This window comes from Bacillus sp. WC2503 (assembly GCF_052682895.1).
This window is the reverse complement of record NZ_JBQYMD010000001.1, coordinates 3,434,293-3,459,185: the sequence shown is the minus strand read 5'-3', so window position 1 is coordinate 3,459,185 and position 24,893 is coordinate 3,434,293. Positions and strand designations below refer to the sequence as shown.

Annotated in this window: 35 protein-coding genes; 26 read left to right on the top strand and 9 right to left on the bottom strand. The window is 36.4% G+C overall.

Going from position 1 to position 24,893, the window contains the following annotated elements; genetic code table 11:
- Positions 1–145 precede the first annotated feature (145 nt).
- On the top strand, positions 146–682 hold the full coding sequence (locus ACUN26_RS17675) for a hypothetical protein (protein ID WP_002048959.1): 537 nt from the start codon (positions 146–148) through the stop codon (positions 680–682).
- A gap of 35 nt (positions 683–717) precedes the next feature.
- Here the strand turns inward: ACUN26_RS17675 and ACUN26_RS17670 are convergent, their stop codons facing one another.
- A complete protein-coding gene (locus ACUN26_RS17670; RefSeq protein WP_000108653.1) occupies positions 718–1,101 on the bottom strand; it encodes a rhodanese-like domain-containing protein in 384 nt (127 codons plus the stop codon).
- Between the two features lie 170 nt (positions 1,102–1,271).
- Between ACUN26_RS17670 and ACUN26_RS17665 the strand changes: the two genes are divergently transcribed.
- Positions 1,272–2,108, top strand: a complete 837-nt coding sequence (locus ACUN26_RS17665) for a lipoate--protein ligase family protein (protein ID WP_000514090.1) — start codon at positions 1,272–1,274, stop codon at positions 2,106–2,108.
- Positions 2,109–2,135: 27 nt separating this feature from the next.
- Here ACUN26_RS17665 and ACUN26_RS17660 read toward each other — a convergent pair whose 3' ends face one another.
- The 3 genes from ACUN26_RS17660 to ACUN26_RS17650 form a co-directional block, all read right to left on the bottom strand.
- Positions 2,136–2,978, bottom strand: coding sequence for a hypothetical protein (locus tag ACUN26_RS17660; protein WP_000111888.1), 843 nt, complete (start codon positions 2,976–2,978; stop codon positions 2,136–2,138).
- A gap of 200 nt (positions 2,979–3,178) precedes the next feature.
- Positions 3,179–3,850: a DUF1129 family protein gene (locus ACUN26_RS17655; RefSeq protein ID WP_000993594.1), complete on the bottom strand. Its 672-nt coding sequence runs from the start codon at positions 3,848–3,850 to the stop codon at positions 3,179–3,181.
- A 5-nt stretch (positions 3,851–3,855) separates the two neighbouring features.
- Positions 3,856–4,173 carry a PadR family transcriptional regulator gene (locus ACUN26_RS17650; RefSeq protein WP_000556090.1) on the bottom strand — a complete coding sequence of 106 codons (318 nt, stop codon included), beginning with the start codon at positions 4,171–4,173 and terminating at the stop codon, positions 3,856–3,858.
- A gap of 116 nt (positions 4,174–4,289) precedes the next feature.
- Here ACUN26_RS17650 and splB point away from each other — a divergent pair, with 116 nt between their 5' ends.
- The 3 genes from splB to ACUN26_RS17635 all read left to right on the top strand — a co-directional run bounded on the left by splB (position 4,290) and on the right by ACUN26_RS17635 (position 6,604).
- Positions 4,290–5,315 carry a spore photoproduct lyase gene (gene splB / locus ACUN26_RS17645; RefSeq protein WP_000802126.1) on the top strand — a complete coding sequence of 342 codons (1,026 nt, stop codon included), beginning with the start codon at positions 4,290–4,292 and terminating at the stop codon, positions 5,313–5,315.
- 144 nt (positions 5,316–5,459) lie between these two features.
- Positions 5,460–5,888 carry a transcriptional regulator MntR gene (mntR, locus tag ACUN26_RS17640; RefSeq protein WP_001143071.1) on the top strand — a complete coding sequence of 143 codons (429 nt, stop codon included), beginning with the start codon at positions 5,460–5,462 and terminating at the stop codon, positions 5,886–5,888.
- 53 nt (positions 5,889–5,941) lie between these two features.
- The gene (locus ACUN26_RS17635) at positions 5,942–6,604 is read left to right on the top strand and encodes an HAD family hydrolase (protein WP_000643926.1); all 663 of its coding nucleotides are present in this window, start codon (positions 5,942–5,944) and stop codon (positions 6,602–6,604) included.
- Here the strand turns inward: ACUN26_RS17635 and ACUN26_RS17630 are convergent.
- Positions 6,601–7,002 carry an SA1362 family protein gene (locus ACUN26_RS17630; RefSeq protein WP_001014465.1) on the bottom strand — a complete coding sequence of 134 codons (402 nt, stop codon included), beginning with the start codon at positions 7,000–7,002 and terminating at the stop codon, positions 6,601–6,603. The two genes, ACUN26_RS17635 and ACUN26_RS17630, sit on opposite strands and share 4 nt — an antisense overlap.
- 79 nt (positions 7,003–7,081) lie before the next feature.
- Positions 7,082–8,002: a DUF1385 domain-containing protein gene (locus tag ACUN26_RS17625; protein ID WP_000797102.1), complete on the bottom strand. Its 921-nt coding sequence runs from the start codon at positions 8,000–8,002 to the stop codon at positions 7,082–7,084.
- A gap of 244 nt (positions 8,003–8,246) precedes the next feature.
- On the opposite strand from ACUN26_RS17625, the gene ACUN26_RS17620 reads away from it, so the two are divergent.
- From ACUN26_RS17620 to efp, 4 genes are read left to right on the top strand one after another with little or no spacing between them, the layout of a single operon-like run.
- The gene (locus tag ACUN26_RS17620) at positions 8,247–8,735 is read left to right on the top strand and encodes a YqhR family membrane protein (RefSeq protein ID WP_000076902.1); all 489 of its coding nucleotides are present in this window, start codon (positions 8,247–8,249) and stop codon (positions 8,733–8,735) included.
- Between the two features lie 52 nt (positions 8,736–8,787).
- Complete coding sequence (aroQ, locus tag ACUN26_RS17615) at positions 8,788–9,228, top strand: type II 3-dehydroquinate dehydratase (RefSeq protein ID WP_000735144.1); 441 nt, start codon at positions 8,788–8,790, stop codon at positions 9,226–9,228.
- A gap of 4 nt (positions 9,229–9,232) precedes the next feature.
- Positions 9,233–10,294 carry a Xaa-Pro dipeptidase gene (gene pepQ, locus ACUN26_RS17610; RefSeq protein WP_000411034.1) on the top strand — a complete coding sequence of 354 codons (1,062 nt, stop codon included), beginning with the start codon at positions 9,233–9,235 and terminating at the stop codon, positions 10,292–10,294.
- A gap of 21 nt (positions 10,295–10,315) precedes the next feature.
- Entirely contained in the window at positions 10,316–10,873 is a 558-nt protein-coding gene (gene efp, locus ACUN26_RS17605) for an elongation factor P (protein ID WP_000626519.1), read from the top strand.
- Positions 10,874–10,907: 34 nt separating this feature from the next.
- On the opposite strand, the gene ACUN26_RS17600 is transcribed toward efp, so the two are convergent.
- Positions 10,908–11,228, bottom strand: coding sequence for a hypothetical protein (locus ACUN26_RS17600; RefSeq protein WP_000866179.1), 321 nt, complete (start codon positions 11,226–11,228; stop codon positions 10,908–10,910).
- Entirely contained in the window at positions 11,209–11,787 is a 579-nt protein-coding gene (locus ACUN26_RS17595; protein ID WP_001164999.1) for a GNAT family N-acetyltransferase, read from the bottom strand. The genes ACUN26_RS17600 and ACUN26_RS17595 overlap by 20 nt, the downstream gene beginning before the upstream one ends.
- 191 nt (positions 11,788–11,978) lie before the next feature.
- Between ACUN26_RS17595 and ACUN26_RS17590 the strand changes: the two genes are divergently transcribed.
- The 9 genes from ACUN26_RS17590 to ACUN26_RS17550 are packed head-to-tail and all read left to right on the top strand — an operon-like array spanning position 11,979 to position 17,503.
- Complete coding sequence (locus ACUN26_RS17590; protein WP_000816054.1) at positions 11,979–12,260, top strand: YqhV family protein; 282 nt, start codon at positions 11,979–11,981, stop codon at positions 12,258–12,260.
- Between the two features lie 27 nt (positions 12,261–12,287).
- Entirely contained in the window at positions 12,288–13,214 is a 927-nt protein-coding gene (spoIIIAA, locus tag ACUN26_RS17585; RefSeq protein WP_000665879.1) for a stage III sporulation protein AA, read from the top strand.
- The gene (gene spoIIIAB, locus ACUN26_RS17580) at positions 13,208–13,723 is read left to right on the top strand and encodes a stage III sporulation protein SpoIIIAB (protein ID WP_015000953.1); all 516 of its coding nucleotides are present in this window, start codon (positions 13,208–13,210) and stop codon (positions 13,721–13,723) included. The genes spoIIIAA and spoIIIAB overlap by 7 nt, the downstream gene beginning before the upstream one ends.
- A gap of 14 nt (positions 13,724–13,737) precedes the next feature.
- Entirely contained in the window at positions 13,738–13,941 is a 204-nt protein-coding gene (gene spoIIIAC, locus ACUN26_RS17575; protein WP_000020914.1) for a stage III sporulation protein AC, read from the top strand.
- A gap of 23 nt (positions 13,942–13,964) precedes the next feature.
- Complete coding sequence (gene spoIIIAD, locus ACUN26_RS17570; protein ID WP_077393170.1) at positions 13,965–14,348, top strand: stage III sporulation protein AD; 384 nt, start codon at positions 13,965–13,967, stop codon at positions 14,346–14,348.
- Positions 14,349–14,358: 10 nt separating this feature from the next.
- Positions 14,359–15,531 carry a stage III sporulation protein AE gene (spoIIIAE, locus tag ACUN26_RS17565; protein ID WP_000944633.1) on the top strand — a complete coding sequence of 391 codons (1,173 nt, stop codon included), beginning with the start codon at positions 14,359–14,361 and terminating at the stop codon, positions 15,529–15,531.
- Between the two features lie 12 nt (positions 15,532–15,543).
- Positions 15,544–16,176, top strand: a complete 633-nt coding sequence (gene spoIIIAF / locus ACUN26_RS17560; RefSeq protein WP_001161042.1) for a stage III sporulation protein AF — start codon at positions 15,544–15,546, stop codon at positions 16,174–16,176.
- Positions 16,166–16,828: a stage III sporulation protein AG gene (gene spoIIIAG / locus ACUN26_RS17555; protein ID WP_000428106.1), complete on the top strand. Its 663-nt coding sequence runs from the start codon at positions 16,166–16,168 to the stop codon at positions 16,826–16,828. The genes spoIIIAF and spoIIIAG overlap by 11 nt, the downstream gene beginning before the upstream one ends.
- 15 nt (positions 16,829–16,843) lie before the next feature.
- Entirely contained in the window at positions 16,844–17,503 is a 660-nt protein-coding gene (locus tag ACUN26_RS17550; RefSeq protein ID WP_000914719.1) for a SpoIIIAH-like family protein, read from the top strand.
- A gap of 125 nt (positions 17,504–17,628) precedes the next feature.
- Here the strand turns inward: ACUN26_RS17550 and ACUN26_RS17545 are convergent, their stop codons facing one another.
- Positions 17,629–17,823: a hypothetical protein gene (locus tag ACUN26_RS17545; RefSeq protein WP_000638008.1), complete on the bottom strand. Its 195-nt coding sequence runs from the start codon at positions 17,821–17,823 to the stop codon at positions 17,629–17,631.
- Positions 17,824–18,293: 470 nt separating this feature from the next.
- On the opposite strand from ACUN26_RS17545, the gene accB reads away from it, so the two are divergent.
- From accB to ispA, 8 genes are all read left to right on the top strand, one after another.
- Positions 18,294–18,782, top strand: coding sequence for an acetyl-CoA carboxylase biotin carboxyl carrier protein (gene accB, locus ACUN26_RS17540; RefSeq protein WP_000472854.1), 489 nt, complete (start codon positions 18,294–18,296; stop codon positions 18,780–18,782).
- 16 nt (positions 18,783–18,798) lie between these two features.
- Positions 18,799–20,151 (top strand): acetyl-CoA carboxylase biotin carboxylase subunit, encoded by a 1,353-nt coding sequence (gene accC / locus ACUN26_RS17535; protein WP_000592880.1) that lies wholly within the window; start codon positions 18,799–18,801, stop codon positions 20,149–20,151.
- A 22-nt stretch (positions 20,152–20,173) separates the two neighbouring features.
- Complete coding sequence (locus ACUN26_RS17530) at positions 20,174–20,566, top strand: Asp23/Gls24 family envelope stress response protein (protein ID WP_000807630.1); 393 nt, start codon at positions 20,174–20,176, stop codon at positions 20,564–20,566.
- Between the two features lie 347 nt (positions 20,567–20,913).
- Positions 20,914–21,306: a N utilization substance protein NusB gene (gene nusB, locus ACUN26_RS17525; protein ID WP_000830246.1), complete on the top strand. Its 393-nt coding sequence runs from the start codon at positions 20,914–20,916 to the stop codon at positions 21,304–21,306.
- Between the two features lie 23 nt (positions 21,307–21,329).
- Positions 21,330–22,190, top strand: a complete 861-nt coding sequence (gene folD / locus ACUN26_RS17520; protein ID WP_000226729.1) for a bifunctional methylenetetrahydrofolate dehydrogenase/methenyltetrahydrofolate cyclohydrolase FolD — start codon at positions 21,330–21,332, stop codon at positions 22,188–22,190.
- 26 nt (positions 22,191–22,216) lie between these two features.
- A complete protein-coding gene (gene xseA, locus ACUN26_RS17515) occupies positions 22,217–23,575 on the top strand; it encodes an exodeoxyribonuclease VII large subunit (RefSeq protein WP_000415263.1) in 1,359 nt (452 codons plus the stop codon).
- Complete coding sequence (xseB, locus tag ACUN26_RS17510) at positions 23,565–23,795, top strand: exodeoxyribonuclease VII small subunit (protein WP_000428977.1); 231 nt, start codon at positions 23,565–23,567, stop codon at positions 23,793–23,795. Before xseA ends, xseB begins: the two co-directional genes overlap by 11 nt.
- Complete coding sequence (ispA, locus tag ACUN26_RS17505) at positions 23,795–24,685, top strand: (2E,6E)-farnesyl diphosphate synthase (RefSeq protein ID WP_000683954.1); 891 nt, start codon at positions 23,795–23,797, stop codon at positions 24,683–24,685. Before xseB ends, ispA begins: the two co-directional genes overlap by 1 nt.
- Positions 24,686–24,893: the final 208 nt, after the last annotated feature.

Here is a 24,893-nt window from a genome sequence, read left to right as displayed (position 1 = left end):
GTCAAAATGTGTGAGAATAACGAGGAAAGTTTTCAAAGGTGGAGTGTGGCATTCAAGCGAATATGAACAACATATAAACGCTTTGTTCGTTAAGAGGGCGGTATGAAAGGGCGGAAACAAATTGAAAAAAGGAATCATTTGTTTCGTGTTTTCTAGTGTATTACTTAGCTCATGTTCATTTCAGCAAACGATGCAAGAAGAAAAAACATTTGTGGGAACAACAGGTGGGGCTACAGATCGCGTTACGGATCCGATTCCGTTAAAAGAACTTCCAAAATATTTTCCGGCGAAATTTAAAGTTCCTACCTTTTTACCGTATGACATTACGAGTGATGTGTTGGGTGAAGTAAGAACGATTGAAAAGAAGAATGCTGTCTTAACGATTAAATATAAACAACAGGAGCAAGGTAGACATGAGTATATTGAGCTAACTGTTGCAAATTTCCCTTACAGTTTTCCGGATTTTGTAGAAGAAAAGCGATTTCAAGAACAAATGAAATTGAATAATGGAGCGTCTGCTTATTTTAAAAATAAAGATGACTTCGAGAGAGGAGAGGAATTTGCTACGCTTCTATGGAAAGAAAAGGGGATTGAATATCAGTTATTATATCGTAATGTAGAAGAGAACGATGCAGATGTAATAAAAAAGAATCTATATTACATTGCAAACAATATGAAATAAAAAACTAACTGCAGCATGCAGCTAGTTTTTGTATGTTATTTCTTTTTAATTTTACCTGTCCAAGATTTAAATCCACCTTGTAATTGGTAGAAATCTTTGTAACCTTGTTTTTTTAAGTATTGAGCTGCACGGCCTGTACGGAATCCGCTTTGGCAGTATAAGTAAACAGGTTGATCTTGGCGAAGTTCTTTATGACGAAGGCGAATTTGTGATAACGGAATGTTACGTGCACCTAAAATGTGTCCTGCGTTATATTCGTCTGCTTCGCGAATATCGATAAGCTGTGCTTTACGGTAGCCAGCGCGAAATTCTTCTTCTGTAAGAGTTTTAATTAATTTTTTCTGATAGAAATACATCCATACAGTGTAACCGATGAACGCTACGATTACGGCTAATAAAATAATCCAAGTTGTTGACACGGTTCTATCGCTCCCTTTTTTCTTATCCTACTTTCAATATTATAATGCCCATATGTATTTATGCAACAGATTCATTTGTATATAAGGAGAAATTTCGTATTCTTTCACAAATTTTGTCGAATTTGGTAGACTAGAGAATGTGAAAAATAATTGGTTATATGAGGTGTAGGATGGGAAAAGAAAAATGGTGTTATATTAACTCTGGTCAATGTTCACCAGCGTTTAATATGGCGTTAGACGAATGTTTATTAAATTGGCAAAGTGAAAAGAAGATGCAACCAACAATTCGTTTTTATGAATGGGAAGTACCAACATTAACAGTCGGGTATTTCCAGCGTGTTGAAAAAGATATAAATATGGATGTAGTTAACGAAAAGAAATATGGGTTCGTTCGTCGTCAAACAGGCGGCAGGGGTGTACTACATGACAAAGAATTAACGTACAGTGTTATTGTGTCTGAAGATCATCCAAATATGCCAAAAACAGTTACGGAAGCATACCGCGTTATTTCGCAAGGCTTATTGGACGGTTTTAAGGCATTAGGATTAGAAGCGTATTATGCAGTTCCGAAAACAGAGGCGGATCGTGAGAATTTAAAAAATCCGCGTTCAGGAGTATGTTTTGATGCGCCATCTTGGTATGAAATTGTAGTTGAAGGAAGAAAAATCGCAGGTAGTGCTCAAACACGTCAAAAAGGTGTTATTTTACAGCACGGATCGATTCCGTTAGAAATAGATTTAGACGAACTATACGACCTATTTTTATTCCCAAATGAACGTGTGAAAGAACGTATGAAAAGTATGTTTTCTTCTAAAGCGGTAGCAATTAATAAATTGACAGACCGTACATTTACGATCGAACAGTTAATTAAAGCGTTCGAGGTTGGGTTTGAAAAAGGATTGGATATAGAGCTTGTGCCATATGAATTAACAGAAGAACAGTTACATGAAGTTCAAACGTTAGCAAAAGAAAAGTATGAAAGTAAGGAATGGAATTATAAAAAATAAGAGATGGCGATTGCCATCTCTTATTTTTTATAGTAAATTAAGTACTTTTTCTACTTTGATTCCTTTATCTTGTAAAGAACGAAGGCGATTTACAACGTCCATAATTTCTTTGTCGAATGTAACGCTAATACCTTGGCTTTGTAGTTCTTCTTTTAAGCCTTCAATAGAATCATCTATGTCGATGCCAAGCTCGTAATCTTGACAAACTTCAATTGTCTTTTTCACGAGTTTCACATAATTTTCTTGTAGTTTTGAATTTGTTTCAGTCAAAGCAGGTTGTTTCGGTTTTGCTGGAGCAACCGGTACTGTCTCTGGCTTTGTAACTGAAGTAGGGACTACTTTTTTCACAGGTGCTGGAGTAGTTAGTTCTACAGCTGCTTCTACGCTTACTGGCTTCGGCGTCGGTACCGGAGTAGGCTTAGGGGCCATAGCAGGTGTTTCTACACGCGTAATAGGTTTAGGAGCAGGTGTAACTGCTTTTGGAGCTTCTACAACTACTTCTTTTTTCGGTGTGGCTTCTACCGGTGTTTCTTCTTGACCAGCAGCCTCTTTATTTTCTTTACTCCACATAACGCGTTCTATTTCTAGAGAAACATTGTTTTTGTTCATCGCTGATAATGTAACTTTACCAACTTCAGCGTTTCCAGTGAAATCAACAATTTTATAAATAACACTCTTGTTCCAATCCACGTTTCCGCTCAAAAATAATTCTTCGTTACATTTCGGCGTTAAGCCCTCGATTTTAATTTCTGCGTTTACACCGTTTTCACTGTATACCATAATTAGCGAAGCATTTACATCTTCGTCTGCTAACATTAGTTCACGTACCATTTTGCCGGTGCGTACTTGCGTTTTCTTCTTAACTGACATCTAATTTCTCCTCTCAAAAATTCAGTAATAATAAAAAAATCGTATAACGAAAAATAATTGCTCACGAAGATTTATGATACCGATAATAAAAGCATCACGTCAACAATTAACTTTAATTATTTTGCATTTTTCTTATTTTCTTTATGAAATTTTTCAATTTGTAAAATTAGACAGAAGAAAAACAGCCTTTTGAAAGGCTGTTAAAAATTTGATTTTTTGTATAGTAATTTATATAAAATGAAAAATAAGATAGCAATTAAGGCGTTTTGCCAAAAGGTTAGGTGGTAAATGAGATAAGGTTGCTTTTTAAAATAAATATTTAAGAATACAGCTGAACAAAATGGAGTAGCAAAAGCGATACCAAATAGAATTCGTCTTTTCCAATTCATCTTTTGATTAAAGGAGTAACGCTTTAGTAAATATAAAATAAGTAGGATTCCTAGTACAATTAGTGAAACAGACAAAGTGGTTCCCAGGATACTAAAAGGTGGACTTATTATTTCGGTTTTCTTTTCAAAAAAGAAAATGAAAAGAGAAGCAATGGCGTCCATTCCAAACTGTATAGCAAGAAGTAAGCTAATAACAAAACCGATTAAAGAAGTTTTTTCTAACTTTGTTTGAGCTGGTAAAGCCGATATGAGTTCATCACAATAAGATTGTAAGTCATTGCCGAAAATATCATAAGCATTTTTATTTTCTCTTTGTGCTTCGATGAGATGATCTAATATTTCTAATAATAGTTCTTCTACTTGTTGTTCAGGTACGTTAGATAACCGAAGATATACTAGCATATCGCCATAAGAAGCTTCGTTTTCAAATGTTAGAAGTTTGCGTTTTTTGTTGTTCAATTCAATCATGTCTTGCGCATTCATCCCTATCACTCTCCCTGTAATAAGTTGTTCACCGTTGTCGAAACCATTCCCCAGCTTTGTTTAAATTCTTCAAGCTGTTCTATTCCTTTATCGGTTACATGATAATATTTTCGCTTTGGACCGAGTGAGGAAGCTTTTAATGTTCCTTCAATTAGCCTCTCTTTTTGCATACGTAACAATAACGGATATATGCTTCCTTCGCTGACAAATGTAAAGCCGTATTTATTTAATTTTGTACTCAGCTCATATCCATACACTTCTTCTTGCGAAATGATGTATAGGATGCAACCTTCGAGTACACCTTTTAACATTTGGCTATGCATGATTTCCCCACCTTTTATTCAGGTAACTTGCCTTGCAACGCAAGTTACTGAAGTGGAAAACTTTAATGCGTTTTAATTTTTCCGTGTTCTCCATACTAACGAGAGGAGGGAAGTATATGAAACCGTTTATGCCAAAACTTGTTTACTTTGAACCGAAGGCACTCGAATATCCACTTGGAAAAGAGCTGTATGAGAAGTTTACGAAGATGGGATTAGAAATTCGTGAAACGACATCCCATAATCAAATTAGAAATTTGCCAGGTGAAAATGATTTGCAAAAGTATCGCAATGCAAAGGCAACGCTTGTCGTTGGGGTGAGGAAGACATTAAAGTTTGATACGTCAAAGCCGTCAGCTGAATATGCAATTCCGCTTGCAACAGGGTGTATGGGACATTGCCATTATTGTTATTTGCAAACGACCCTTGGTAGTAAACCTTACGTTCGTGTATATGTGAATCTAGATGAAATATTTGAGAAGGCACAGCAATATATGGATGAAAGGGCACCAGAAATAACAAGATTTGAAGCGGCGTGTACATCAGATATCGTTGGAATTGATCATTTAACGCATGCTTTAAAGCGAACGATCGAATTTATGGGAGAAAGTGAGCATGGGCGTTTACGTTTCGTTACGAAATATTCGCACGTTGATCATTTATTAGATGCAAAGCATAATGGGAAAACGCGTTTTCGATTTAGCATTAATTCACGTTATGTGATTAAAAATTTTGAACCGGGGACATCGCCGTTCGAAGAGAGAATTGAGGCTGCTCGTAAAGTGGCAGGGGCTAATTATCCACTTGGCTTTATAGTTGCGCCACTTTATATGCATGAAGGATGGGAAGAGGGGTATCGTGAATTGTTTGAGAGATTATACAATGCCTTGAAAGATATGGTGATACCAAATTTAACGTTTGAATTAATTCAGCATCGCTTTACGAAGCCGGCAAAAAAGGTCATTCAAGCGCGTTATCCGAATACGAAACTTGAAATGGACGAAGAGAAGCGGAAATATAAATGGGGACGATACGGTATTGGGAAATACGTCTATAAAAAAGATGATGCAGAAGTATTGGAGGAAACGATTCGAGGATATATTCGTCACTTTTTTCCTGACGCAGAAATTCAATATTTCACATGAAAGGAACTTGTATTTGAATGCGGGTTCTTTTCTCTTTTGCAGATTTAGGCTCGTTTCTACCTTGTCACGTTATTCTTTCTGGTGTATCATTTTATTGATTGCTTCGTTCGGAATAAGCAAAATGAAATTGGATGGAGGAAACCGATGCCTACCCCTAGTATGGAAGATTATATTGAACAAATTTATTTGTTGATTGATGAAAAGGGTTATGCCCGCGTATCTGATATTGCTGAAGCGCTTAGTGTACATCCATCCTCTGTAACAAAAATGGTGCAAAAATTAGACAAAGATGAATATCTAATTTATGAAAAATATAGAGGGCTTGTATTAACATCAAAAGGTAAAAAAATCGGAGAACGTCTCGTATATCGTCATGACTTGCTAGAGCAGTTTATGCGTATTATTGGTTTGGATGAAAGCAAGATTTACAATGATGTTGAAGGGATTGAACATCATTTAAGTTGGGAAGCAATTGACCGTATCGGTGATTTAGTACAATATTTTGAACAAGATGAGGTTCGAGTAGAAACACTTCGTGGTGTTCAAAAAGCAAATGAAGAGAAAAGTAATTAAGGGGAACGGATGGCGTTTCCTTTTTTATTTCAATCGAAAAGGACGGGAGAATTATGAAAGCAATTATTTTTGATTTTGATGGATTAATTGTGGACACAGAAACAATATGGTTTCACTCTTTCAGAGATGCTGTTCGTGAGTACGGCGGAGAGTTACCTTTAGAGGAATTTGCGAAATGTATTGGAACGACAGATAATGTACTTTATGCATATTTAAAGGAACAATTAAAAGAAAAGTTTAACGAGCGTGCACTAAAAGAAAAGGTGACGACTTTACATAAAGAGAAAATGAAAATACCAGAAGCGCGTGATGGGGTAAAAGAATATTTAGAAGAAGCGAAAGAAATGGGATTGAAAATCGCATTAGCTTCTAGTTCATCTAGAGAATGGGTTGTTCGTTTTTTAGAAGATCTACAGATTCGAGATTATTTTGAAGTAATTAAAACGAGAGAAGATGTTGAGAAGGTAAAACCAGATCCAGCACTTTATCGAATTGCAATAGAGGAATTAGGAATTGAACCATCAGAAGCTGTTGTATTTGAAGACTCATTAAATGGATTGAAAGCAGCGGTTGCGGCAGGATTAAAATGCGTCGTTGTTCCAAATGATGTGACAAGAAATTTACCATTTGAAAATCATCACCTTCGAATTGAAAGTATGATAGATAAAACTTTGAAAGAAGTGCTTGAAAGTATAAAGAAAGACCGTATTTCCTAAAAGGAAGCACGGTCTTTCTTTTTGTTCTTTTTACCTTCAATGACAGTTAAATGAGATTGTTTTCTTTTTCGTTTCAACGATGGAGAATTACCCTTTTTGCCCTTGTCATCAGAAGTATTTCGTTTCAAGAATGAATTGCTTAGGGGTGCTACATTTTGTTTCCCATGTTTGCGGTTCGATTGTTTTGCAGCGCGCTTATATGAGCTTTGCGAATTTGCAGAACCACTGGAATTAGTAAACATCTTGTATAGCAAGTAAAAGATACCGACAACAAGTAACATATACCCGATATTTCTTAATACACCCATTGGATTTGTAATTACAGATGAAACAAGGCCGAATATTGCTAATCCAATTATAAGCACAAATATAGCGAAAGTAAACGAACGACCGTTCATAAGGAACACCTCCTAAAAACATATATTAAAATTAGTATATTAACGATGAGGAGAGGAGTTGAACACCATTTTTAAATAATTATTGTTTGTTTTCTAAACGTAATAATTCTTCAAACGATGCAATAGCTACTTCCACTTGATCATCTGTTGGTTCTTTCGTTGTTAATAGTTGCAGCCATAATCCGGGATATCCAAGTATGCGTAATACAGGAATGTCTCGCAATCGATTCGTAAATTGTAGTACTTCAAACGAAATGCCGAGAACGACTGGAATTAATAAAATTCGGTTTATTACTCGTGCCCAAAGTGGATCTGTAGGAACGAGGAAATAAACAAACATTCCAATAATGACTGTAAATATAATAAAGCTACTACCACATCTATAATGGAGGCGGGTTTGCTTTTGGACGTTTTCTACAGTCATAGGAAGATTATTCTCATAAGCATTAATTACTTTATGCTCTGCACCGTGATACTGAAATACCCGTTTAATAAGTGGGGTTAAAGAAATAAAGTATATATAGCTCAATAGTAGCATGAGCTTAATGACACTTTCGACAATGATTTGCCCTGTATGAGATGGGAAAATCGGTCTCGTTAATTCAGCTAATAGTGCAGGAACTGCTGTGAAAATGACTTTACCGAATATGAAAGATAAAACGCCAACTGCTGCAACTCCTAATACCATCGTTAATTTTGATTGTTCTTCTTTTTTATTTGCAATTTGTTCATCATCTTCTGGGTGGACATCAAATCGTTCTGAAGCGAAGTTTAAATGCTTTGCTCCATTCGCACTTGCGTCCACAATGGCGGCAATACCTCGTAAAAATGGAATTTTTTTTAGGATAGATAATGCTTTATTACGAACGCGTGGTAATCGATAAAATTCAATCGATTTATCTTTACGACGAACCGCTGTAACAGTATATTCTCTACCGCCAAACATAACTCCTTCTATGACTGCTTGCCCGCCATATATTTGTTTTGACTCTTCTGCCATGTTAACACCAACCTGTATTTGTTTCTCTCTTATGTAGAAAAAGAGGCAATTGTCATACTGGGTTCTGTCGTTTTGAAATAAGACAATCACCGAGTTTCCTTTATTTTATCGACAAATACAAGTATATGACAAGAGAAAATGTTACGAGAGTCGGACATTTCTTATTCTTTTTATAGACAAATTTCGCAGTATTTAAACATGCTTCAAAATAGTTTCGGGCATACTATTGAGCGGAGGTGTTGATGTGAGTCAAGAACAATTAGGAACAAGGAATTATGTGCAAATCGGTTTGTTTGGTGGAATTTTTTGGGGAGGAATATGGTATTTCCTTCATATATTTTCATTCACGGAAGCGGGACCTAATTATTTACTGTTACCATTTGCGTTTGGGAGTTGGAAAGAAGGGATATGGGGCAATCTGTCAGGAATTGTTTGCATGGGACTTCTTTCAATCTTGATTTCCTTTTTGTATAAAGCGTTTTTGGCGAAATTTGAAGGAATCATTCCAGGGATTATTTATGGGCTATTTTGGTGGGCGTTACTGTTTTTCGGAATGGGTTTAATGGCACCTGTTATTAAAAGTGCGTTCAATTTGCCGAAAGAGACGATTGTGACGACAATATGTATTTTTATATTGTATGGTGTGTTTATTGCATACTCTGTTTCTTACGCAGTAAATAGTAATAAAGCGGAGCAAGAAGGAGAAGAGAAGACGAACTATTCAAATAAGTAACTCCTATGTTAAAATGTTGTATAGATATTTAATATTAAGGAGTTTTAAGAATATGAAAAAGTTACTCCTCGTAAACGGTCCTAACTTAAATCGCCTCGGTGTTCGTGAGGTAAATGTATATGGAAAGGGCACGTTAGCGACACTTGAAGCAGATATGAAGCAAGAAGCAAAAACAATGGGAGTGGAGTTAGAATGTTTCCAATCGAATCATGAAGGTGCGATTATCGATCGTCTTCATGAGGCTGAAGATATATATGAAGGGATCATTTTAAATCCTGGAGCATTTACGCATTATAGCTATGCAATTCGAGATGCAATTGCGAGCATTTCGATTCCTGTTATTGAAGTACATATCTCTAACATTCACCAGCGTGAATCGTTCCGTCACGAATCTGTGACGGCGGCTGTTTGTGCAGGACAAATTGTTGGATTTGGTTTTTATGGCTATAAGTTAGCGTTATTTGCATTAATGGAGAAATTAAGGGAGGCATAAAGTCATGGAGAAAATCGAAAGATTAAGAAGCGCATTTGCTGAGGCTGGTATCGACGGTATTTTATTAACAAATGAACATAGTCGTAGATACATGGCTAACTTCACTGGAACAGCTGGGGTTGTACTTATTTCAAAAGAGCGTGCTCAATTTATTACGGATTTTCGTTATGTAGAGCAGGCTAGTAAACAAGCTGTTGGATATGAAATCGTGCAGCATGCAGGATTAATTATTGATGAAGTTGCAAAGCAAGTGAAAGAACTTGGAATTCAAAAGCTTGGCTTTGAGCAGGATACTCTTACATATAGCTCTTACGTAACGCATAATGAGGCGATCGAAGCTGAATTTATCCCGACTTCTGGGCTTGTAGAAAAGTTACGCTTGATAAAGACTGATTCAGAGATTAAGATATTAAAGGAAGCTGCACAGATTGCAGATGCTGCCTTTGAGCATATTCTATCATTCATTCGCCCGGGAGTATCTGAAATTGAAGTGTCAAATGAACTTGAATTTTTCATGAGAAAACAAGGAGCAACATCTTCTTCGTTTGATATTATCGTTGCTTCAGGTCTTCGTTCGGCATTACCGCACGGCGTGGCATCTGAAAAAGTGATAGAAACAGGAGATTTCGTTACATTAGACTTCGGCGCTTATTACAAAGGGTATTGTTCTGATATTACTCGTACAATTGCAGTCGGTGAACCATCTGATAAATTAAAAGAAATTTATAATGTCGTTTTAGAAGCACAATTACGTGGTGTAAACGGTATTAAAGCTGGTTTAACAGGCCGCGAGGCAGATGCATTAACGCGTGATTACATAACGGAAAAAGGATATGGTGAATACTTTGGACACTCTACTGGTCATGGAATCGGCCTTGAAATCCATGAAGCGCCAGGTTTAGCGTTCCGTTCTGATACAGTACTTGAACCAGGTATGGCTGTAACAGTAGAACCAGGTATTTATATTCCAGGTATTGGCGGCGTACGTATTGAAGATGATATCATTGTAACGAGTGAAGGTAATGAAGTAATTACGAAATCACCAAAAGAACTTATTATTTTGTAATACACAGGAGGATTTTTTTACATGATTTCAGTAAACGATTTTCGTACAGGTTTAACAATTTCAGTGGACAATGCCCTTTGGCAAGTACTTGATTTCCAACACGTAAAGCCAGGTAAAGGTGCTGCATTCGTTCGTTCTAAACTACGTAACCTTCGCACAGGTTCTGTTCAAGAGAAAACATTCCGTGCAGGTGAAAAAGTAGAAAAAGCACACATCGAAAACCGTCGTATGCAATACTTATACGCGAGCGGTGAGGCTCATGTATTTATGGATAACGGAACTTATGAGCAAATCGAACTTGGTGAAAACCAAATCGAGCGCGAATTAAAATTCCTAAAAGAAAACATGGAAGTATCTATTATGACATACCAAGGTGAAGTACTTGGTGTTGAACTTCCGAACACAGTTGAATTAAAAGTTACAGAAACAGAGCCTGGTATTAAAGGTGACACAGCTTCTAACGTAACAAAACCAGCTACATTAGAAACTGGTCTTGTTGTACAAGTACCAATCTTCATTAACGAAGGCGAAATGCTTATCATCAACACTGGTGAAGGTAAATACGTTTCTCGTGCATAGTAAAAAAGCACTCGTGATTATCACGAGTGCTTTTTTATAGAAAATAGGGCATATAGTAAATTGCGGTGACAACAAAACTAACTAAAACAAGTGAAAGAGTACCCGCTATATATGGTGTGAAAATGAATTGAAATGGTTTTATTTCACCAGTCTCAACACCAGTTAATGTTTTACTTATTGCGTGATCTGTAATGTTATTTCTATGGTTACTCATAATAATTAACCACATAATTGCAAATATTGCTAGACTGCCAAGGAAAAAGGTCTCTATAAATGACCAACCGACCAATAATGAAAAAAGATAAATAAGAGCTAATTCTACTACAATTGTTAAACTAATTTTCAAAACCTTCATATTTTCCCCCCTCATTTTGTACGTCCAGCCAATTTAAAAATTTCTTACGCGATACGACATGCAGTACGCAAGGTGATTTTACTTCTTTCTCCAGTGCAGCATGTTTGCCTGGAAACTTGTTTTTCACATGCAATGAAATGTAAGGTAGTTTTTCTTGTGCTTTTAACGAGCGAATGTTAGTCGTTTTAGCACCAGTGAATACGTATGTAAGTTGTAAGTCTAAAAAAGCGATTTTAAAGATTTCTTTTTTAGCTGCCTCATTATACCCTTTACCCCAATATGGATAGCCAAGCCAACTACCAATGTGAGATTGTTTCTTCCCATAATTAATATGTTTAAGTGTGGTGAGGCCAAGTATTTCATTCTCTTCATTTACAATCATTCTCGATAAAGACTTCTTTTGGCGCTCTTCTTCTATTGCAAAAAGAAGAAATGCTTTCGTGTCTTCGACTTTTTCTACCTGTATTCCTAATGCATTTTTTACGTGTGGTTCACTTGATAGCTCAAAAAGCACATTTGCATAGCGTAAATCAAGTGGTAATAAAGTAACGTGCTGCATCGTCTATACCCCTTTTAAATTAAATATACCATAATATACCATTAAAAAACACGAATATTCAGATTTAAATAAAGGTGTTAGAGAAAAATTATGTTTTTACTTCTGAAATAGACAACCTCTGCATATGGTTGTACAAATATATTCTTTTTTGGAATGTAGAATTCGTAACCGTTACGGGAGAAGGTGGGAGAATGAAACAGTGGCTAGCGGCAATGGAAACATCCGTGCTCGTAATGGGGTTACTTCGGTTGTTTTCGGGTAGCGCGGAAATATTCGCCGCTTTGCTTATGCTTTACGTGAATGATGCGAAGAAAGCATTGTTTATAAATGGTATGTTGGCGTTTGTTGGACCGACTGTATTAATTTTAACAATGACAATAGGCATAGCGAGTGTAGCGAGCGAAATTTCTTTCTTGAAACTCTTTTTTCTGGCACTTGGAATTGGCTGCATTTTTATCGCATTGTTGAAATAGTAAGTCGAGTATAGTGGGGAGAAGCCTATGAAAGAAGTATTAGAGGTTTTACCAAAAATGATGAAACAGTTAGTTGAAAGTTGTAAGCAATACAATACTTTAGAGGAAATTCGTGTTCGAATTGGAAGACCGCTAGAGTGTATTGCGCATGGAGAGGTGTTTTTTTATGACTATATCGCTACAGCAGAAGATGCAAGTTACTTATTGAATAAGTTAAGTCAATTCTCAATTTATACGATGGAAGAGGAATTGAAACGTGGGTATGTGACACTTCGAGGAGGACATAGAATTGGCCTAGCAGGAAAAGTCATTACAGAGAAAAGTACAGTGAAAATGATTCGTGATGTCTCTTCATTTAATATTCGTATTGCTCGTCAAAAAATAGGAATAGCTGAGCCGCTTTTGCCGTATTTGTATGAATCAAGATGGTTAAACACGATGGTAATTGGCCCGCCGCAAACGGGGAAAACGACACTTTTAAGGGATGTAGCACGTTGCATGAGTCAAGGGGTTGGTACGTCGAAAATTCCTTCTTGCAAAGTGGGGATTGTTGATGAGCGGTCAGAAATTGCTGGATGTGTGAAAGGAATCCCTCAGTATGAATTTGGTACACGAGTAGATGTGTTAGACGCATGTCCAAAGGCTGAAGGAATGATGATGATGATTCGTTCTATGAGTCCAGATGTTTTGATCGTAGATGAGATTGGACGTAAAGAAGATAGTGAAGCAATTATGGAGGCGGTGCATGCAGGGGTCCAGCTTTTTATAAGTGCACACGGGTTTTCTTATGATGATGTTGTGAAACGTCCATCGCTACAGGCAGTGCTGGAGCTTGGCATATTTGATAGGTTTGTGGAGTTATCAAAAGCAAGAGGCCCAGGAACAGTTATGCAAGTGAAAGATAGATATGGAAAACCAGTACTACCGAATCGAAAGGCTGGGGGCGTATGGTGAAAATAATTGGTGCAGTGTTAATCGTTGCGGTCAGCACTTTTTTCGGGTTTTCATACGCAAAAAGATATAGTGAGAGGCCGCGGCAACTTAGACTATTAAAATCGGCACTCCAATCATTAGAGGCAGAAATTATGTATGGGCACACACCTTTATCTGAAGCCGCCGAACGATTAGTTAAACAAATGCCCAAGCCATTAAATTGGATATTTCAAAGTTTCGCCAAAAAACTAGAAAACGGGGAACAAACAGTAAGGGAAGCTTGGATAGAAAGTTTGAAAGAGAATTGGAAGTTAACAGCATTTCAACAAACCGAGTATGAAATCTTGCAGCAATTTGGTGAAACACTTGGACAACATGATCGTGAATCACAACAAAAACATATTCGATTATGTATTACACATTTAGAGAGAGAGGAAGAAGAAGCGAAAGCGTTACAACTGCAATATGAAAAAATGATTAAGAGCTTAGGGGTACTAGCGGGGCTACTTATCGTAATTTTACTGCTATAGGAGGGAGAAAGGCGATGTCCATTGATGTTGGATTAATATTTCAAATCGCCGGAATCGGCATTGTTTTAGCTTTCATTCATACCGTATTAAAAGAATTAAAACGAGAGGATATTGCAAATTGGGTTATCCTTGTCGGTTTTGTCGTCATTCTATTCCATGTTGCATTTTTAATTAATACGTTGTTCGACAAGATTAAAAGTGTCTTTCTCTTCCAGTAAAGGAGGCGGTTCGAATCGAAATTATACAAATTGTCGGATTAGGCCTCGTTGCTACGTTTTTAGCAGCTGTTTTGAATCAGCATAAATCTAGCATTACATCGTTATTTATTGTTTTTGTAGGTAGCGTAATGTTTCTTATTTTAATCGATCAAATTCACTCTATTTTACAAATGATTGAGAGAGTAGCGAGTGAAGCGAAAGTTAGCAACGTCTATGTAGAAACGTTACTGAAAATTATTGGGATTGCTTATATCGCTGAGTTTGGAGCGCAAATTACAAAAGATGCTGGGCAAGGTGCAATCGCTTCGAAAATTGAACTAGCTGGTAAAATCTTAATTCTCGTTATGGCAATTCCTATTTTGACAGTCGTAATTGAAACTATTCTCGGATTTTTACCGACGGGATAAGGGGGAGTGAATGTTGAGGAAGTTTGGAGCTAAGCTGCTATTTGCTTGCTTCCTTTTCTTTTCTTTACCGGTTGTTGTACAAGCTTCTCCTGTAGAAACAAACGTCGTTGATCAACAATTGGATAAGCTCGGAATTGAAGATGTGAAGCAATTTTGGGACGGGCTTGTTACAAAATATGGAGGTTATTTACCAGAGAGTCAAAAAGGAAGCTTTATGGAGTTTGTAAAGGGAGAAAAAGAATTCTCTATAAAAGAATGGATGCTAGGTTTATTAAAATATTTGTTTCACGAGCTTGCTGCAAATGGAAAGCTACTTGGAACACTCATTATGCTCACAATTTTTAGTGCATTGTTGCAATCACTGCAATCTGCCTTTTCAAAGAGTAGTGTAAGTAAAATTGCCGATGCAGTTGTATATATGGTGCTTATTATTTTTGCTTTAAATAGTTTTTATGTGGTTATGACATATGCAAGAGAAACGATACAAACAATGGTAGATTTCATATTAGCGCTATTACCAATCTTGCTTGCACTCATAGCAACTGGAGGCGGTGTTGTATCTGTATCGTTTTTTCATCCGATTATCATTTTCTTAATGAATACGAGTGGGCTTCTTATGAATTACATCGTTCTACCACTTTTATTACTTGCAACGATATTAAGTATTGTAAGTACGATGAGTGATCAATATAAAGTTACGAAATTGTCTAAGCTTCTGCAAAACGTTAGCGTTGGGATTATCGGGATCTTTTTAACGATTTTTTTAGGAGTATTATCTGTACAAGGAACAGCGACAGCGGTTGCTGATGGGATAGCTGTGAAAACTGCTAAATTTGTAACAGGGAACTTTATTCCTGTAGTTGGAAGGATGTTTACAGAGGCAGCGGATACTGTTATTAGTGCGTCGGGGTTATTAAAAAATACAGTCGGAATTATAGGGCTCGTTATTTTATGTTTAATTGTCGCTTTTCCAGCGATTCAAATTTTTTGTATCGCGTTTATTTATAAATTCGCAGCAGCAGTATTGCAACCAGTTGGCGGAGGAGCAATTATTCAATGTTTAGATATCATTGGACGAAGCATCATTTACGTGTTTGCTTGCTTAGCTATCGTATCATTTATGTTCTTTTTAAGTATCACAATTATTATTGCTGCGGGGAACATTACGCTTATGATGCGATAGGAGGTGAAGAGTATGCAATTTGTTACAGAGTGGATTAGAAATATTATCGTTTTTTTACTCTTAGCGACAATGCTTCATCTTATTCTTCCAAACTCGAATTTGCAAAAATACGTTAAATTCGTCGTAAGTCTACTATTAGTTGTATTAATTTTAACACCTCTTTTTAAACTGTTGCAAACAGATGTAAATGAAGTAATCGCAAATTTTAATGAAGAAAAGTATGTAGCAGAGGGATCTGTAAAAAATTCAATAGATTCGAAGAAAAAAGAAATACAAGCTCTAACACGTGCATATAGTTTAGAAGAGATGGCTACCAAAATGAAAAAAGAAGTAGGAAAAGAGTTTGAGAAAAAGTATGGTATGACAGTCTCTGAAATACAAATAGTCGCAACGGAAAGGGTAGAAGAAGTAAAGTCAGCCAAAGATATTCAATCTGTTGTTGTGACGTTGAAAGAAAAAGAACGCAGTAAAAATGACGCAATTGAAACAGTAAAGCCAATTGAAATTAATACGAATGAACCTCCAAAAAAGGTAGAAGAAACGAATGTAGAAATGAAAGATTTCTTTTCAAGCAGGTGGCAACTAGAGAATAAACAAATCCAAGTTCAAACGGAAGGGAGGACAGGTAGAGTAAATGGAAAATAAAGATAAAAATTCGAAGTTCTCATTTTTTCGAAACTTATTGAATGGGGATCAAAAAGAAAGCAACGAGAAGGGGAAAAAGGTAACACCTAAGTTTTTACTTGTCCTACTCATACTTGGAATTTTGCTTATGTTTTCTAGTAGTCTCTTTTCAAGTAAAAAAGAAGAAGTACCTGTATTTAAAGAACAAAAAACTCAAAACCAAGAAAAAGACGTACCAACTTTCGGACAAAAAAGTAATGATAGTATGTCAAATGTAGAAAAATATGAAAAAGCGTATGAACAAGAATTAAAAGCTGCTTTAGAAGAAATAGCAGGAGTAAAAGACGTAACGATTAAGGTGAATTTAGATTCATCTGAAGAAAAAATTTTAGAAAAAAATACAGTGAAACGCTCACAAACAACAGGTGAAACAGATAAAACAGGCGGTAAGAGGGAAGTAGAGGACGAGTCTCTTGATGAAAAGACTGTCATTATACGTGAAGGTGATAAAGAAACTCCCGTTGTTTTACGGACAGAGAAACCGAAAGTACGAGGTGTTCTCGTCGTAGCAAAAGGAGTGGATAATATACAAGTTAAAGCAATGGTAAAAGAAGCTGTGATAAGGCTGCTAGATGTACCAGCCCATCGTGTTTCAGTTTCACCGAAAAATTGATAGGGAGGAAATAAAGTGTTAAAAAAACAAACGGTTTGGCTATTAACAATGTTAAGTTTAGTTGTTGTACTATCTGTGTATTACGTAACAACTCCTGACAAAATGAATACAGCATCGCCGGCAACAGGTGAAAAGATTGGACAAGAAAAACAAGGTACTGACAAAGCAGTAACAAACGAAACGCCAAATAAAGAAACAACAAAAGAAACTCCAAGCAAGGAAACACCAAATAAAGAGACAACAAATAAAGAGACAGATAAAAAAGAAAATGCTAAAAAAGAAACAAGTAAAAAAGAGGGGAATGTATCAGTTCAATCGAGTGATGAGAATTTCACAGCTTTACGTATGCAAATGGAAGATAAGCGTAGTGCTGAAAGAGAAAAATTACAAAATGTAATAAAGTCTTCTAACGCTACTGCTGAAGAAAGAAGTAAGGCGAAAGATGGTATGGATGCAATCGCTACAATGGAAACAAAAGAAGGTTTACTTGAAACAGTTATTAAAGCTCAAGGAGGATATAAAGATGCCCTTGTAAGAGCTGATGGAACTGACATTAGAGTAACAGTGAAGGCAGCGAAACATTCACAAAAAGAAGCGAATAAAATTATACAGCTTGTAAGAAGTGAAGGCGGTTCTAAAGATGTAGGTGTGAAATTTGATCCATCAGCAAAATAAGTAGAATTTTAATCCGTGGGGGATTTCCCCCACGGATTATTAATTTTTACTAATCGCATTGTTTGTAAATAAGAACATAGAGTACTTCAAAATAATTAGATAAAAATAATAATAGAAAAAAGCTGTCACTTTCGATAGCTTTTTTCTATTTCGTCTTTGTATGTGTTTTTACTATGTTCAACTCGGAATGGAGAAATACGTTGTGAATAAAAAATTAGCGGTTCATGGTGATGATGATTACTTTTTCCAGATTTGACGTGGATGAAGAGAACGAATGCCCAAACCATTACGGCAGGTAAGAAGAGCATGAGCCATATCATATGTCCACACCTCGATACAATATATTTTCTACACTTTGAACATACTATTCTTATATGAAGGAATGATGAACGGCGTGTAAACAAAAAAATAATATTTGGTAAAAATATGTTATGAACCATAGATGTGGTGAAGAGTGGAGCGGCAATTATATGTTTACTGTGTAGCATTTTGAAAAGGTAAGGAATGTTTTTTAGGAAGTGGTCTTGCCAATTTCGTGTGAAACTTGGTATTATTACTAGGTAATAAATTTTTTATTGGAATAATATTTTTACAGGAGTTTCGATTTATTATAAAGAAATATAAATTGGAATGTTTAAAAAATTTATCGTAAGATGGAAATAGTAAATATTTCTATTAGTAAATAAAATAAATTTTCTAATAGAATACATCGTATTTTTACAGTCAATCTAGTGTTAGTGATGAGAATCTGTAAAAACGGGACAAACAAGAGTATGGGAGTGGATTTTACATGTTTAAAATTCAAGAAGTTCGTGAATTAATTAAATTAATTGATAGCTCTAATATTGATGAATTTGAATACAAAAAAGACGGTACAACAATCAAAATGAAAAAGCGTGGTAATGAAGTTGTTGCGATGCAAGCACCTGTAGCGAAACAAGCTATGCAACCAGTAGCATCTGTTGAAGTTGAAACAGCAGTAGCGGCAGCGCAAGTAGAAGCACCAAAACAAGAAGAGAAGAAAGCTGTTCAAGATGAAAACCTACATAAGATTACCTCACCAATGGTAGGTACATTCTATTCTTCATCTTCACCTGATACACCTCCATATGTAAGTGTTGGAGACAGGGTATCGAAAGATTCTATCGTATGTATTGTCGAGGCTATGAAGTTATTTAACGAAATTGACGCTGATGTAGAGGGCGAAATTGTTGAGATTCTTGTTAATAACGGACAGCTTGTTGAGTATGGACAACCGCTATTTCTTGTGAAAGCGTAATAAGGGAGTCTTTGTGATGATAAAAAAAGTATTAATAGCCAATCGTGGGGAAATTGCTGTACGAATTATTCGTGCTTGTAAAGAAATGGATATTGAAACAGTTGCGATTTATTCAGAAGCAGATAAAGAGTCACTTCACGTACAAATTGCAGATGAGGCGTATTGTGTAGGACCAACAGTTTCAAAAGAAAGTTATTTAAATTTGACGAACATTATTAGCGTTGCGAAGTTAACGGGCTGCGATGCTATCCATCCGGGATACGGATTTTTAGCAGAGAATGCAGATTTCGCAGAGTTATGCCGTGAATGTAACTTAATTTTTATCGGTCCAAGTCCAGAAGCTATTTCAAAGATGGGCACAAAAGACGTTGCTCGTGATACAATGGAAAAAGCAGGGGTTCCGATTGTACCAGGTTCACAAGGGATTATAAAAAATACCGAGGAAGCGATCGAGCTTGCAAATCAAATTGGATATCCAGTTATTATTAAAGCGACTGCAGGTGGCGGCGGAAAAGGTATTCGTGTTGCACGTCATGAAGAAGAGCTTGTAAAAGGAATTCAAATTACACAGCAAGAAGCTAGTACCGCTTTTGGGAACCCTGGTGTATACTTAGAAAAGTACGTTGAAGATTTCCGCCATGTTGAGATTCAAATAATGGCAGATACACACGGAAATGCCATTCATTTAGGAGAGCGTGATTGTACAATTCAGCGCCGTTTGCAGAAACTATTAGAAGAAAGTCCATCACCTGCACTTGATGAAAATGTTCGCAAGCAGATGGGGGAAGCGGCAGTTAAAGCGGCGGTAGCGGTTGATTATACAGGTGCTGGTACGGTTGAGTTTATTTATGAATATAAAACGAAAAGCTTTTATTTCATGGAGATGAATACGAGAATTCAAGTTGAGCATCCGGTTACTGAAATGGTGACAGGAATGGACTTAATTAAAGAGCAAATTCTTGTTGCTTCTGGAGAAAAGTTATCGTTACAGCAAGAAGAAGTACAATTTAATGGTTGGGCAATTGAATGCCGAATTAATGCGGAAAACCCTGCCAAAAAATTTATGCCATCTCCAGGTAAAGTAGAAATGTACTTACCACCAGGCGGATTTGGTATTCGCGTCGATTCAGCTGTATATCCGGGATATTCAATCCCACCTTTCTATGATTCGATGGTTGCTAAATTAATTGTTCACGGAAAAACACGTGAAGAGGCAATTGCAAAAATGAAGCGTGCACTCAGTGAGTTTGTCATTGAAGGTGTACATACAACAATCCCGTTCCATTTGCAATTGTTAGATCATCCTGATTTTGTAAAAGGTGAGTTTAATACGAAGTTTTTGGAAGAGCATGAACTTGTGACGCAGTGATACATTAAAGGAGGTTTTTTTCATGGCTGAACATATGTTAGATATGGGTCAAGATACAACTCTTGGTAAAGTAGAAATTGCACCAGAAGTAATTGAAGTAATTGCAGGTATTGCAGCTGCTGAGGTAGAAGGTGTGGCGGCAATGCGTGGTAATTTTGCTACAGATGTTGTTGAGAAGTTAGGTAAGAAAAATCATGGTAAAGGTGTAAAGGTTGAATTAGCAAACGAAGATATTATCGTCGACCTTTATGTTGTAATGTATTTTGGTGTAGCAATTCCAGTTGTTGCACAAAAGATTCAAGACAATATTCGCCAAGCACTCTTTACAATGACAGGACTTGAGCCAAAAGAAGTGAATGTTCACATCGTTGGCGTAACATTCGAAACACAAAAAACAGAAATTGAACCAGTGTAAGAATGAAAAAGGTGCCTAGTAACATAGGCATCTTTTTTATCGTTTCATTTCTTCACAAATTACAATCCTCTAATTGTTATACTATTTCAAAAAATAAGAAATAAAAAAGAAAATGTTTCGTTTTTCCAAAAAACGTACATTGTGATAAGATATGGAACTTGAAGTTAATCTTTTTATTATTTTTCAGCCTTGTAACCCGTGTGTGAAACGATAAATTGTGTTATTATCATTGTATTATAAGGTTGGAAAATCAATGAAAACTGTAAGAGTAAGTGAATTGACGGCTTATAAATTATAATAATATAACAAAGCATAAGGAAAGACTTGAAGCATAAAGGAGAGTTACAATGAAACGTAGGACGGCTAGAGAAAGAGCTATGCAAGCATTATACCAAATGGATATTACAGGTGAATTAGAACCGAAGGTAGCGGTGGAAAATACGCTAGATGAAGGTGAAGAAACAAATGAGTTTTTAGAATCACTTGTTGTAGGATTTGTAGACAATAAAGAAGAGATTGACGCAGCAATTCGTCAAAACTTAAAAAAGTGGAAGCTTGAGCGTATTAGTATTGTTGATCGCAGTATTTTACGTGTAGCTGTGTATGAAATGAAGTACATGGAAGAAATTCCACACAACGTAACAATTAACGAGGCAATTGAAATTGCTAAAACATTTGGGGATGAGGAATCTCGTCGTTTTATTAACGGCGTTTTATCTAATATAAAAGATACACTGTAATTTCTTTAAGGGGGAATCTTAAAATGGTAGCAGTAATCATCAAAGGAAATGAAGTTGCGGAGAAAAAACGAGCACAATTAACAGAAGAAGTTGTGAAGTTGAAAGAACAAGGGATTGTACCAGGATTAGCAGTGATTTTAGTGGGAGAAGATCCAGCATCTCGTTCTTACGTAAAAGGAAAAGAAAAAGGCTGTGAACAAGTAGGAATTTATTCTGAGCTAATTGAACTTCCTGAAACGATTACTGAGGAACGTTTGCTTGCTGAAATCGATCGCTTAAATGGCGATGACCGCATTAATGGCATATTAGTGCAATTACCTTTACCAAAACATATTGAAGAAAAAGCTATCATTGAAAGAATTTCACCAGAAAAGGATGTAGATGGATTTCACCCAATCAGCGTGGGACGTATGATGACGGGACAAGATACATTCCTTCCATGTACACCGCATGGTATTGTAGAATTAGTAAAAGAAACGAATCTTGATATTTCGGGAAAACATGTTGTAATAATTGGAAGAAGTAATATTGTCGGCAAACCAGTGGGGCAATTGTTCTTAAATGAAAATGCAACTGTCACATATTGTCATTCTAAGACGCAAAATATTAAAGAATTATCGAAGTTAGCTGATATTTTAATCGTAGCTGTTGGACGACCTAAAATGGTAACAGCTGATTATATGAAAGAAGGCGCGGTTGTAATTGACGTTGGTGTGAATCGATTAGAAACAGGCAAGCTTTGTGGTGATGTTGACTTTGACAACGTGTTAGACGTTGCGGGTTACATTACGCCTGTGCCAAAGGGTGTTGGTCCAATGACGATTACAATGCTTCTTCATAATACTGTTGAATCTGCCAAACGCGCAGGTGTCGTTTGTAAATAATTTGAGTCGGCTATGAGGAGAGAGAAATGGAGAAACAATATTTAACCGTTACAGCATTAACACGCTATATAAAAACAAAAATAGAATATGACCCGCATTTACAGTCTGTTTGGTTAAAAGGTGAAATTTCCAACTTTAAAAATCATAGTCGTGGTCACATGTATTTTACATTGAAAGACGAAAATGCCAGAATCGCAGCGGTTATGTTTGCGGGTCATAATCGTAATATTAAATTCAGACCTGAAAATGGGATGAAGGTACTTGTAAAAGGGAAAATCTCTGTTTACGAGGCGAGTGGTTCTTATCAAATTTATATTCAAGACATGCAACCTGACGGAGTCGGAAATTTGCATTTGGCTTACGAACAATTAAAAGTTCGTTTAGAGGAAGAAGGATTGTTTTCTCAAGTTTATAAAAAAATAATCCCTCCTTATGCTAAAACAATAGGGGTAATTACGTCGCCAACAGGAGCTGCGATTCGTGATATCATAACAACGATTAAACGTCGTTATCCAATTGGGAATGTTATTGTATTTCCAGTACTTGTACAGGGGGAGTCAGCAGCTCCCTCGATTGTACAAGCGATTCGTACAGCGAATGAAATGGGAGATATAGATGTATTAATTGTTGGGCGCGGGGGAGGTTCTATTGAGGAATTATGGGCTTTCAATGAGGAAGTGGTTGCAAGAGCAATCTTTAAGAGCGAAATTCCTATTATTTCAGCAGTAGGGCATGAAACAGATTTTACAATCGCAGATTTTGTTGCCGATTTACGTGCACCAACACCGACTGCAGCAGCTGAACTAGCAGCACCGAACGTTATAGAGTTACAAGAAAAGGTATTACAAAGAACTCTAAGATTGCAAAGAGCAATGAGAGAGTTAGTACATAAAAAAGAAGAAAAATTACAAGTATTGCAAAAATCTTATGCATTCCGTTATCCAAGACAAGTATATGAACAAAAGGAAGAGCAATTAGATAGAGCGTTAGAACAGCTTGTTTTAGCGAAAGAGCGCTACATTGATAAAAAGGTGAATCAGTTAAAACAGCTTTCATTTTATTTAGAGAAGCACCACCCATCTCAAAAAATTATACAAACAAAGGTAGCGATTGAAACGTTGCAAAAGCAATTACAACGTGAAATGCAAACTTTACTTCAAACGAAAGAATTTGCCTTTGTAAGAGCTGCTCAAAAACTTGAAGCATTAAGTCCGCTTAAAGTAATGATGAGAGGGTACGGGCTTGTATATGATGAAGAGAAGCAAGTGTTAAAAAGTGTGAAAGATATCAGCCTTGGAGATGCTGTTTCAGTTCAATTACAAGATGGAATACTAGATTGTAGCGTATCAGGCATAGAGGAGCGTGAATTGAATAATGGAAAATAAAGTGAGTTTTGAAGAGGCAATTTCGCAACTTGAGCATCTCGTATCTAAGCTAGAGCAAGGTGATGTACCTTTAGAAGAAGCGATTTCTTATTTTAAAGAGGGTATGGAATTATCTAAGCTTTGCGATGAGAAGTTGAAGAACGTACAAGAACAAATGGCAGTTATTCTTGGAGAAGATGGAGAGCTTGAACCGTTTACTGCTTTAGGAGATGAAGCATAGTGAAAATCGCTTTTGATACTTTTTTGAAAGAAAGTAAAACTTTCGTAGAAGAGAAGCTTGTAAGCTATGCAAATGAATTACAATGTCCAAATGTACTTCGTGAAGCGATGGCATATTCTTTGGAAGCGGGTGGAAAACGTCTCCGCCCGTTACTTTTATTTGCAACATTACAAGCGTTTGGGAAAGAAAGAAATCTTGGAGTAGGTGCAGCTTGTGCTCTTGAAATGATACATACATACTCGTTAGTTCATGATGATTTACCTTGTATGGATGATGATGATTTAAGAAGAGGAAAGCCCACGAATCATAAAGTATTTGGTGAAGCAATGGCAGTTTTAGCAGGAGATGGTTTGTTGACGTATGCTTTTCAAATTGTTATGGCATATGAGCAAAAAGAAATCTCTGCTGAAAAAAAAGTAAGACTTGTACTTGAGCTTGCAAAAGCAGCTGGGCCGGAAGGAATGGTTGGCGGACAAGTGGCGGATATGGAAGCTGAAGGGAAACAACTTACGATTGATGAGTTAGAGTATATTCATAAGCATAAGACCGGGAAACTACTTGAATTCGCTGTACTTGCAGGAGCGATACTTTCTAATGCTACAAAAGAGCAGGAAGAAAAGTTACTTGAGTTTGCAAAAAATATTGGCCTAGCTTTCCAAATTCGAGATGATATTTTAGATGTAGAAGGAACCGAAGAAGAGATTGGAAAACCGATTGGTAGTGATGTTTCCAACGAAAAGAGCACATATACGACGTTATTTACTGTAGATAGAGCAAAGAATATTTTAGAAGAAACAATTGCAAAAGCAAAAGATGCGATTAGCTCCTTGCAATTACAAGATGAATATTTACTATCTATTTGCGATTTGATTGCAAAACGTAATAACTAATATAACAGCGTTTTCATTTGTTGAGTCATTCATCATTTTATGATATAAATGTAGGAAAAGGTTTTTCTTTTCTTGTTATTGGCAAAAATATATGTAGATTACATTGCCGTTATCACTTCGTGTTAGCGGCTATTTTTTTCAACGCATAAAGAAATATGGTTTATAATAGGATTAGGGCACAATAGATTGGTTGATAGCAGGGTAAGAT

What these genes read in the sequence shown, in the direction of transcription:
- ACUN26_RS17665 (WP_000514090.1), top strand. Translation starts at nt 1,272, where the DNA reads ATGGGAAAAGAAAAATGGTGTTATATTAACTCTGGTCAATGTTCACCA.
- ACUN26_RS17660 (WP_000111888.1), bottom strand. Translation starts at nt 2,978, where the DNA reads ATGTCAGTTAAGAAGAAAACGCAAGTACGCACCGGCAAAATGGTACGT.
- ACUN26_RS17655 (WP_000993594.1), bottom strand. Translation starts at nt 3,850, where the DNA reads ATGAATGCGCAAGACATGATTGAATTGAACAACAAAAAACGCAAACTT.
- ACUN26_RS17650 (WP_000556090.1), bottom strand. Translation starts at nt 4,173, where the DNA reads ATGCATAGCCAAATGTTAAAAGGTGTACTCGAAGGTTGCATCCTATAC.
- splB (WP_000802126.1), top strand. Translation starts at nt 4,290, where the DNA reads ATGAAACCGTTTATGCCAAAACTTGTTTACTTTGAACCGAAGGCACTC.
- mntR (WP_001143071.1), top strand. Translation starts at nt 5,460, where the DNA reads ATGCCTACCCCTAGTATGGAAGATTATATTGAACAAATTTATTTGTTG.
- ACUN26_RS17635 (WP_000643926.1), top strand. Translation starts at nt 5,942, where the DNA reads ATGAAAGCAATTATTTTTGATTTTGATGGATTAATTGTGGACACAGAA.
- ACUN26_RS17630 (WP_001014465.1), bottom strand. Translation starts at nt 7,002, where the DNA reads ATGAACGGTCGTTCGTTTACTTTCGCTATATTTGTGCTTATAATTGGA.
- ACUN26_RS17625 (WP_000797102.1), bottom strand. Translation starts at nt 8,002, where the DNA reads ATGGCAGAAGAGTCAAAACAAATATATGGCGGGCAAGCAGTCATAGAA.
- aroQ (WP_000735144.1), top strand. Translation starts at nt 8,788, where the DNA reads ATGAAAAAGTTACTCCTCGTAAACGGTCCTAACTTAAATCGCCTCGGT.
- pepQ (WP_000411034.1), top strand. Translation starts at nt 9,233, where the DNA reads ATGGAGAAAATCGAAAGATTAAGAAGCGCATTTGCTGAGGCTGGTATC.
- efp (WP_000626519.1), top strand. Translation starts at nt 10,316, where the DNA reads ATGATTTCAGTAAACGATTTTCGTACAGGTTTAACAATTTCAGTGGAC.
- ACUN26_RS17600 (WP_000866179.1), bottom strand. Translation starts at nt 11,228, where the DNA reads ATGAAGGTTTTGAAAATTAGTTTAACAATTGTAGTAGAATTAGCTCTT.
- ACUN26_RS17595 (WP_001164999.1), bottom strand. Translation starts at nt 11,787, where the DNA reads ATGCAGCACGTTACTTTATTACCACTTGATTTACGCTATGCAAATGTG.
- ACUN26_RS17590 (WP_000816054.1), top strand. Translation starts at nt 11,979, where the DNA reads ATGAAACAGTGGCTAGCGGCAATGGAAACATCCGTGCTCGTAATGGGG.
- spoIIIAA (WP_000665879.1), top strand. Translation starts at nt 12,288, where the DNA reads ATGAAAGAAGTATTAGAGGTTTTACCAAAAATGATGAAACAGTTAGTT.
- spoIIIAB (WP_015000953.1), top strand. Translation starts at nt 13,208, where the DNA reads ATGGTGAAAATAATTGGTGCAGTGTTAATCGTTGCGGTCAGCACTTTT.
- spoIIIAC (WP_000020914.1), top strand. Translation starts at nt 13,738, where the DNA reads ATGTCCATTGATGTTGGATTAATATTTCAAATCGCCGGAATCGGCATT.
- spoIIIAE (WP_000944633.1), top strand. Translation starts at nt 14,359, where the DNA reads ATGTTGAGGAAGTTTGGAGCTAAGCTGCTATTTGCTTGCTTCCTTTTC.
- spoIIIAF (WP_001161042.1), top strand. Translation starts at nt 15,544, where the DNA reads ATGCAATTTGTTACAGAGTGGATTAGAAATATTATCGTTTTTTTACTC.
- spoIIIAG (WP_000428106.1), top strand. Translation starts at nt 16,166, where the DNA reads ATGGAAAATAAAGATAAAAATTCGAAGTTCTCATTTTTTCGAAACTTA.
- ACUN26_RS17545 (WP_000638008.1), bottom strand. Translation starts at nt 17,823, where the DNA reads ATGATATGGCTCATGCTCTTCTTACCTGCCGTAATGGTTTGGGCATTC.
- accB (WP_000472854.1), top strand. Translation starts at nt 18,294, where the DNA reads ATGTTTAAAATTCAAGAAGTTCGTGAATTAATTAAATTAATTGATAGC.
- accC (WP_000592880.1), top strand. Translation starts at nt 18,799, where the DNA reads ATGATAAAAAAAGTATTAATAGCCAATCGTGGGGAAATTGCTGTACGA.
- ACUN26_RS17530 (WP_000807630.1), top strand. Translation starts at nt 20,174, where the DNA reads ATGGCTGAACATATGTTAGATATGGGTCAAGATACAACTCTTGGTAAA.
- nusB (WP_000830246.1), top strand. Translation starts at nt 20,914, where the DNA reads ATGAAACGTAGGACGGCTAGAGAAAGAGCTATGCAAGCATTATACCAA.
- folD (WP_000226729.1), top strand. Translation starts at nt 21,330, where the DNA reads ATGGTAGCAGTAATCATCAAAGGAAATGAAGTTGCGGAGAAAAAACGA.
- xseA (WP_000415263.1), top strand. Translation starts at nt 22,217, where the DNA reads ATGGAGAAACAATATTTAACCGTTACAGCATTAACACGCTATATAAAA.
- xseB (WP_000428977.1), top strand. Translation starts at nt 23,565, where the DNA reads ATGGAAAATAAAGTGAGTTTTGAAGAGGCAATTTCGCAACTTGAGCAT.